This is a genomic window from Cryobacterium sp. RTC2.1 (assembly GCF_035018685.1).
In the GTDB taxonomy this organism is placed as follows: Bacteria; Actinomycetota; Actinomycetes; order Actinomycetales; family Microbacteriaceae; genus Cryobacterium; species Cryobacterium glucosi.
In genome coordinates, this window is record NZ_JASJXJ010000331.1 from 1 (window position 1) to 755 (window position 755).

General features: G+C 62.5%; 1 pseudogene. It reads left to right on the forward strand.

Going from position 1 to position 755, the window contains the following annotated elements:
- Positions 1-375: pseudogene (locus tag QN357_RS19140) on the forward strand (LytR family transcriptional regulator); the annotation flags it as partial.
- Positions 376-755 lie beyond the last annotated feature (380 nt).

Genomic DNA, 755 nt, shown 5'->3' on the forward strand with positions numbered 1-755 from the left:
ATTGCGCTCGCGCTCAAAGATACCGGCTTGGCGAACATGGTCTTCCTTCAGTACCCCGCTGTGGCCGACCCTCAGGACGTGAACCGTGTCATCCCGCAGAAGGAGGGTGCTGCTGTCGTGAACGCAGCTCTCGCCGCTGACCAGGCCATTCAGCTCAGCGGTGCCCCCGGTCGGGCAGCCGTTCTGGACAAATCTGCGCCCGCGGCCCCGAATCCCACGCCCACTTCCCTCTCGACTCCTGTGCCGGGCAAGACTGTACCGGCCACCACACCCACCCCTGTGCAGGCGGCCACGCCCGGCCCCGGGGGCGCCGTCCTCCCGACGACCGTGACGGGACAAACAGCAGCTCAACAAACCTGCAGCAAAGGAAACTAGGGCGCTCGACCCATCCCGGAAATCCACGCTGGGTCACAACGAAAATAGCGCTTTGAGACACGCGGATACGGTACCTGTCTGACGCGAAAGCCTATTTTCTGGCGGGAGCAGGGGAGAGGGATTGCTTCTTGGGCAGAAAGTCCCCGGACCACGGATACCGCCCGCATCCCTGTTGGCCTTGTCCCGGCGTCGATATTCGCAACTCGACGCTTTCATCCCTTGTTAGCGGCCATGCCAAACTGCCCATAGGCGGCCACGGAAGTGCCCACTGATGGCCAGTAGAAAGGCCCGTTGGTGGCCATTAGATCTGCCCACTTCTATTTCTGAACCCCCGCCCGGTTACGTGGCGGGAGCCCCTTCCTGGGATTTGATGACGGTGT